Below are 6,200 nucleotides of genomic sequence, written 5' to 3'. Positions count from 1 at the left end.
GGGCGCAGGTTGCCCGGCGCTGGCAGTGTGAGTGGACGAGGCGGGTGTCGTCCGGCGTGGCCCTGTCGCGTGGGCGGTCACGTGCTGCTTGGTGATCGCTGTGCCGGTGACCGGATGCCACTGTTCCCATTCCGTCGGGCTGGGTGGCTCGTGGTCGGGGTGCAGGAGTAGGCCGCCGATCCGGAGACATCGGTGACGCCCGAGCAGCCCGGGCCTACCTCGACATCGCCTTCTTCCATCCGTTCGACGACGGCAACGCTCGCCTTGCCCGGCTGGTACTCCAGTTCGTGCTGCTGCGCGGGCGCGTTCGAGCTCGACGAGGTCGCGCCGATCCTTCGAGGGTGGTGCGCCGCGCCGACGACGCCGAAGGGGCGGCGGACCTGGCCCGGTTAGTCCACGGCATGGCCGCAGCCAGCCATTGTCGGTGGCTGCGCGTGATCGGGTAAGAGAAGAGTCCCTTGAGGGATTCCAGCGAGGGGCAGCTCGATGCCGTCGCGCGGGTGGCCCTAGCAGTGGACCCGGTCGTTTGCTCGAAACAGCGACAAACCGCCATGGGTGGCGGGGCGTCCAGTCGATCGTAGTTTCGAGTCTTTGCTTGCCGGGCGGTGACCCAGCCGATGGCGAGGGTCGCCATCCGGATAGCGTTCATCCGGTACCAGCGGCGCAGCAGCGCGGTTCGCTCGGCGGTTGTCGGCTCTGTCTGGTGAAGGAAGAGTGGCCTGTTGACCGTGCGGTTGAGATGAGCCGTTTGCAGGGCCATCGCCACGGTGGCGGCAGCGGAGGCGGTGAGCCAGTGGCGGTTCGGGCCCCGCCAGCCGGTGGCCAGCGCGCCGACCGCCATCGCGACGGTGATCGGGCCGCTCGGCACGAAGTAGAGCACCGGGCTGCCGGGGCGGAGCAGCGACGCGAGGCTCGCCGTTGCCCCCGGTGGAGTGGCCAGGTCGCGGTGTTCGGCGAATCGGTCCGGGACCTTCACGACCGCCTCGTAGAGGTTTCCGAAGAAGAGGTGCGCCTGACCGAACTGCGCAACCGTCAGCAGCGCGTCCGTGAACTGATGGCGGGCCGGCCGCCCGGGAACCGCTCGGTGGTGCATCGCGACTCCAAGCCGTGTTTGAGCAGGTTGGTTGATGAGCGGTCTTGCCGAGAGCGACATCGCCGCTATTGTCCGTATCCGTCGTAGTCGTGCCAGCCCGGAGATTGGGTGAGTTGCTCCCAACTGGGCCAGGCGATTCCGGTGTGTTGGCGGACGAGTTTCTCCCGCGAGGCTCAGCGGTGGCCCTTTTGCGGATCGTCGAGGGCCTGGTTGACGATCGCGTCCCGGATCGCCGGGGCGGCGTGCAACCGCGGGAGTACGGCGTGCACCTGGTCGGCGTACCCGTCCGGTAGCGCCCCTGGTCCGGCGCCGAGATCGACTCCAGCCCCGACGCTGACCAGGGCGATCTCCGGGCGTTTGCGCATCGCGACGTGGGCGATGAGGTGCAGGGCGATGGCGTCCCAGACGATCTCCACCCGGTCCGGTGACAGCCCTTCGCGGGTGAGGAAGTCGGCGGCGAGATCGACACCGGCGAGGTCGAACGTCTGCGGTCCGTTGCCCTCGTCGCTCAGTCCTATGTCGTGCAGCGCGCACCGAGGAATAGCAGTTCGTCGTCGTAGTCGCGACCGGGGCGCAGGCCCTGCTGGTCACCGACCGACCTGCCGTAGAGGTAGCTACGCAGGCTGTGGTTGAAAATCGGCGCGGGCTCTTTCCGCCGGGCGTACCGCAGCGTCGTCGCATGCAGGGCGGTCGAGGGAAACGGCAGGTGCGGGTACAGGTCTGTCATCGGTGTCTCCGGGAGGAGGCTCGGCTGGGGATTGTTCAGTGGGTGCGGCGGGCATGCCGGAGGACGAGCATGCCGCCGACGCCGGGCACCAGGGCCAGCAGCCGGGCCGTACGGGGCAGCGGAGCCGACCAGGCCAGGGCGATCGTGGCGAGCCAGGCGAAGCCGTGCAGTGGCCCGACAGTGGAGCTGAGCCAGTCGGCACGCACCGTCGACAGGTTCACCAGCAGCGCCAGCAGGGTCATGGCCTCGCCTCCGGCGGCAGTGTGCAGCCAGCGGAGCTCCGTCACGGTCAGACTCCGGTGGTGGAGCCGGGACGGAAGACCATCAGCACGACCACGACGGCCCAGAGCAACGCGAACACGCCCGCCGCGGCGGCCAGCCGGGAGGAACCGGCGAGCGATCTCGCCCGCGCCGATTCGGCGTCCGGCCCGTCGGCGTCCAGCGCGACCATGGCGCCGCGCTGCGCGGGCAACACGACGAGCCCGAGCAGGGCCGCGGCGGCCGCGGTGAGGACGATCGACACCACCAGCCAACCGTCGGCCAGCACATCCAGCTCGACGGCCACGGCGAGCCCCGCCACCGGTACGGAGAGGCCGAGCAGCGCGTACACCCGGCTGATCCGGTGCAATAGCGCGGCCACCGCCGCCGACCGGGTCACAGCGAGGTCGCCGGTGCCCCGGCCGGTCAATGCCGTACGCGCGTAGCGTGGGAACAGGCTCACGGCCACCGTCACCGGTCCGATGAAGACGATCGCCGCGAGCACGTGCACACTGAGCAGAAACTTTCCCACTTCCACCCTCCGGGAGTTCCGGTGCGGGCCTGGCTGGCCAGCGCCGTAACTCTGCCGGGTTGGGCGGGGTCGCCACATCGTCGTGCTGACGTAGCCGCAGGTCCACGTCTCGACGTAGTCCAGGCGGCCCGCACGCGCCGGCTCACTCGCGGTGGCACGCGGTGACCAGGCCCGTCTCGTAGGCGAGGATGACCAGTTGCACCCGATCGCGGGCATCGAGCTTGGTGAGGACCCGCCCGATATGGGTGCGTACCGTGGCCGGGCTGACCATCAGACGCTCGGCGATCTCACTGTTGGTCAGCCCGCCTCCCACCAGGGTGAGCACCTCCCGTTCCCGGGTCGTGAGCGCGGTGAGTCTGGTCTCGTCGGCGGGTCCGTCACGGCGGCCGTCGGCGAAGGCGGCGATCAGCCGACGGGTCACGCTCGGGGCGAGCAGCGCCTCTCCGGCGGCGACGAGTCGGATCGCGCGGAGCAGCTCCGCCGGCTCGGCGTCCTTGAGCAGGAAACCACTCGCGCCGACCCGCAATGCCTCGAACACGTACTCGTCCAGGTCGAACGTGGTCAGCACCAGTACCCTCGTACCGGCGAGGTCGGAATCGGCGGCGAGCAACCGGAGTGCGGTCAACCCGTCGGTGCCCGGCATCCGGATGTCCAATACCACGACGTCAGGACGGGCGGTGCGGACGGCCTCGACCGTCTCCCGTCCGTCGGCGGCCTCCGCACAGACCTCGAAGCCGACCTCGTTCTCCAGCAGCAGCCGGAATCCGGCCCGGACCAGCCGCCGATCGTCGGCGAGCAGGACCCTGATCATCGCGGCCCCGTCGGCCCGTTGTCCGCGTCGGGCCGCCGGGTGGTCGGCAGGTCCGCCTCTACCTGGAAGCCGCCTGCGGTAGGTCCGGCGGACAGCCGGCCGCCCAGCTCGGCGGCCCGATCGGCCATGCCGCGCAGGCCGCTGCCCGGGACCGGAACCGGAGGCGTACGACCGTCGTCGCGCACCCGCAGCCGCAACACGTCTCCTCGCCGTATCAGGTCGATCGTGATCTGCCGGGCGCCCACGGCATGCCGGACGGTGTTGGTCACCGCCTCCCGTACGATCCGGAACGCCGCCCGGTCGACGGTGGCCGGCAGGTCACCCTGCTCGCCCCGTACGACGACGGTCAGCCCGGCCGACTCACCCGCCCGGGCCAGCTCACCCAGCCGGGCCAGCCCCGCCAGCTCTGAGGAACCGGCAACCGCCGGCCCGCCAACCGGGCTGTTCAGCACCCCGACCGACGCCCGGAGATCGGCCAGCGCCGTCCGGCTCGCGATCTTGATCGCCACCAGCGCCTCCCTGGCCTGCTCCGGTCGCTGGTCTGCGACGTGGGCGGCGACCCCGGCTTGCACGTTGATCACCGCGAGGCTGTGCGTGACGACATCGTGCACCTCGTAGGCCATCCGCTGCAGCTCACGCTCGGCCCGCGACCGGGCCGCGGCCTCCGCACGCTCGACCGCCCCGGCCTGGGTGCGCCGCACCCCTCGAACGATCATCCCGGTGGCCATCACCGTGCCAGTCACCCACACCAGATCCTCCGGACGCGGACCGCCCCCGCCTGCCCCGACCCCCACCGCGACGGCAGCGGTCAGCGCCACGGCGAGTCCGCAGCCCACCGCCCACCACCACGGGCGAGACGCCGTCACGGTGTACAACGCCAGCGCCACGAGCAGACCCGCCGAACCGCCGGCCCCGGCCAGCTGGCAGGTGAACGCCGCCGCCGTCACCACGGTCAGCACCGAAAGTGGGAACTGCCGTCGCCACACGACCGCGACAGCCGCCACCACCAGCAGGAAGAGCCCGGCCACCAGAGACCAGGGATCAGCCAGGTCCGCCTGCCGAAGCGGATGCACCAGCCCGGCAGTCCCGAAACCGGTGGCCAGCGCGATGTCGAAACGAGATGGCCGGCGCAGTCGGATCGGGGAAGCCGCCACGATCCGACATTCTACGAACGCGCACATCGGGCTGAGCAGCGCCGGGGCGAGCGATGGCCGATGTGCCGACATGTGCAGCGACCGGTGGTGGAGGAGTCAGCACGTCCGGACGATTCCGGACCGGGTGATCGAAACCTCATCGACCCGTACCGGAACATGGGCGATCAAGTTCCAGAGTCCGCACTCGCCGCCGATACGGGGCGTCGTGGGAGCAGGACGCCGGTAGCCTGGGCTCGATCCATAAGCAGGTCGCGTTGCCGTTTCGACCCTGACCCTCCAGTGGCGGACCAGCGGTGGGTGTGGGGTGACCGGGCGGCGGCTCAGGCCACCTCGACGTGCCCGCGAAACTCTCCGCCCGGGCCCGGGTGTTCGCCACCGGCCAGGGCCGCAAACCGATCCCGCCGATGCATACTCCGTGGCTGTGGCCGCCCTGCGCACCGAGGGATTGCGGCAGGTCACCGCCGATGACGACAGCGTCTCGCTGCGGCTGCTGGTCGATCGCCGCGACACTCTCGGTCGAAACGCACCGAGACCGTCAGCCGACTGCATCACCTAAGCGATCGCCCTACTCGCCGCCGCTGCCGAGGACCTGGCCACGACCATGAAGCGGGTCCGAAGCCTGGCCTACGCGATCCTGGACGGCACGCTGATCCCGATCGACCGGGTCGCCGAGCAGAAGCCGTACTACTCCGGAAGGCACAAGCGGCATGGCGTCAACGTGCAGGTCATCGCGGATGCCGCCGGTCGGCTGGTGTGGGCGTCACCGGCATTGCCAGGCTCGGCGCACGACCTGACCGCAGCCCGCACCCACGGCATCGTCGATGCCCTGACCAGGGCAAGCGTGATGACCTTTGCCGACAAGGGCTACCAGGGTGCCTGCGGCAGCGTGCGGACGCCGTTCAAACGGAGCCGATTCCGACCAAAGCTGTCACGCCGGCAGAAGGCAGTGAACCGGGCGCACGCGAAGATCCATGCCCGCGGCGAACGCGCCATCGCCACGCTCAAGACCTGGAGAATCCTTGCCAAGCTGCGCTGCTGCCCACGTCGAGCGACCGCGATCGTGCAGGCCATCCTCGTCCTGCACCACGTCGAAGCCGACCGCTACGCAGGATGAAAGTGGCTCAATGCCCCTGCCACCACGGCTCTTCGTTGTGCTGATAGCCCAACTCGATGACTCCAAAGCCGCCATCCGCCACGCGCTGATCCAGAACCGTCCGACGGCAACCAGGGCGCGCGGATCTACCAGCCGTTCCCTGGATACCGGACCCTGAGGAAAGATGGCCGCCTCGCCCGGCCCGTGCAGGTAGAACGGTGTGCCGTCGCCTTGGTCCTGTGGCGACTCCACCGTGAACCGAGTAGGCCAGCGCAGACGAAACGCAGACGTCTCGACGAACCAGCAGGGATGGCCCGGTCCCTCTGCAACGTCCACGACGTCGCCGCCCCATAGCTGGGTTGATGGGGCTGAATCACGACCTGTGCCGGACCCGAGGGAGTCTGCGGTGCCGGCGAGCACCACGATGGCCGTACCCGAGCCTACCGACCCCACCGGCTTCCTTCGTGAGCACCTCGCGTCGGCATCGCCGGACCTGCTGCGGGACATGGTGAGGACGTTCGCGGAGGCGTTG

7 protein-coding genes and 1 pseudogene are annotated in these 6,200 nt (G+C 69.9%); 1 reads left to right on the top strand and 7 read right to left on the bottom strand.

The window, feature by feature from the left end; all coding sequences use genetic code 11:
- Positions 1–214: 214 nt before the first annotated feature.
- The 7 genes from AAH979_RS42245 to AAH979_RS42215 form a co-directional block, all read right to left on the bottom strand.
- Entirely contained in the window at positions 215–1,153 is a 939-nt protein-coding gene (locus tag AAH979_RS42245) for an anthrone oxygenase family protein (protein ID WP_346263737.1), read from the bottom strand.
- A gap of 113 nt (positions 1,154–1,266) precedes the next feature.
- Positions 1,267–1,509, bottom strand: a complete 243-nt coding sequence (locus tag AAH979_RS42240) for a hypothetical protein (protein ID WP_346263736.1) — start codon at positions 1,507–1,509, stop codon at positions 1,267–1,269.
- A gap of 98 nt (positions 1,510–1,607) precedes the next feature.
- A complete protein-coding gene (locus AAH979_RS42235; RefSeq protein ID WP_346263735.1) occupies positions 1,608–1,820 on the bottom strand; it encodes a hypothetical protein in 213 nt (70 codons plus the stop codon).
- Positions 1,821–1,855: 35 nt separating this feature from the next.
- Positions 1,856–2,107 (bottom strand): DUF3817 domain-containing protein, encoded by a 252-nt coding sequence (locus AAH979_RS42230; protein ID WP_346263734.1) that lies wholly within the window; start codon positions 2,105–2,107, stop codon positions 1,856–1,858.
- A 2-nt stretch (positions 2,108–2,109) separates the two neighbouring features.
- On the bottom strand, positions 2,110–2,610 hold the full coding sequence (locus tag AAH979_RS42225; protein ID WP_346263733.1) for a hypothetical protein: 501 nt from the start codon (positions 2,608–2,610) through the stop codon (positions 2,110–2,112).
- Between the two features lie 142 nt (positions 2,611–2,752).
- Positions 2,753–3,421, bottom strand: a complete 669-nt coding sequence (locus tag AAH979_RS42220; protein ID WP_346263732.1) for a response regulator transcription factor — start codon at positions 3,419–3,421, stop codon at positions 2,753–2,755.
- Positions 3,418–4,575, bottom strand: a complete 1,158-nt coding sequence (locus tag AAH979_RS42215; protein WP_346263731.1) for a histidine kinase — start codon at positions 4,573–4,575, stop codon at positions 3,418–3,420. Before AAH979_RS42215 ends, AAH979_RS42220 begins: the two co-directional genes overlap by 4 nt.
- A gap of 556 nt (positions 4,576–5,131) precedes the next feature.
- On the opposite strand from AAH979_RS42215, the pseudogene AAH979_RS42210 reads away from it, so the two are divergent.
- Positions 5,132–5,689: pseudogene (locus AAH979_RS42210) on the top strand (transposase family protein); the annotation flags it as partial.
- Between the last annotated feature and the right edge of the window lie 511 nt (positions 5,690–6,200).

The organism is Plantactinospora sp. ZYX-F-223 (assembly GCF_039649625.1).
Lineage (GTDB): Bacteria > Actinomycetota > Actinomycetes > Mycobacteriales > Micromonosporaceae > Plantactinospora.
The sequence above is the reverse complement of the archived record's forward strand: the minus strand, read 5'-3'. Positions and strand labels throughout refer to the sequence as shown.

Coding starts and splice junctions, on each gene's coding strand:
- AAH979_RS42245 (WP_346263737.1), bottom strand. CDS start 1,153: ATGTCGCTCTCGGCAAGACCGCTCATCAACCAACCTGCTCAAACACGG.
- AAH979_RS42235 (WP_346263735.1), bottom strand. CDS start 1,820: ATGACAGACCTGTACCCGCACCTGCCGTTTCCCTCGACCGCCCTGCAT.
- AAH979_RS42220 (WP_346263732.1), bottom strand. CDS start 3,421: ATGATCAGGGTCCTGCTCGCCGACGATCGGCGGCTGGTCCGGGCCGGA.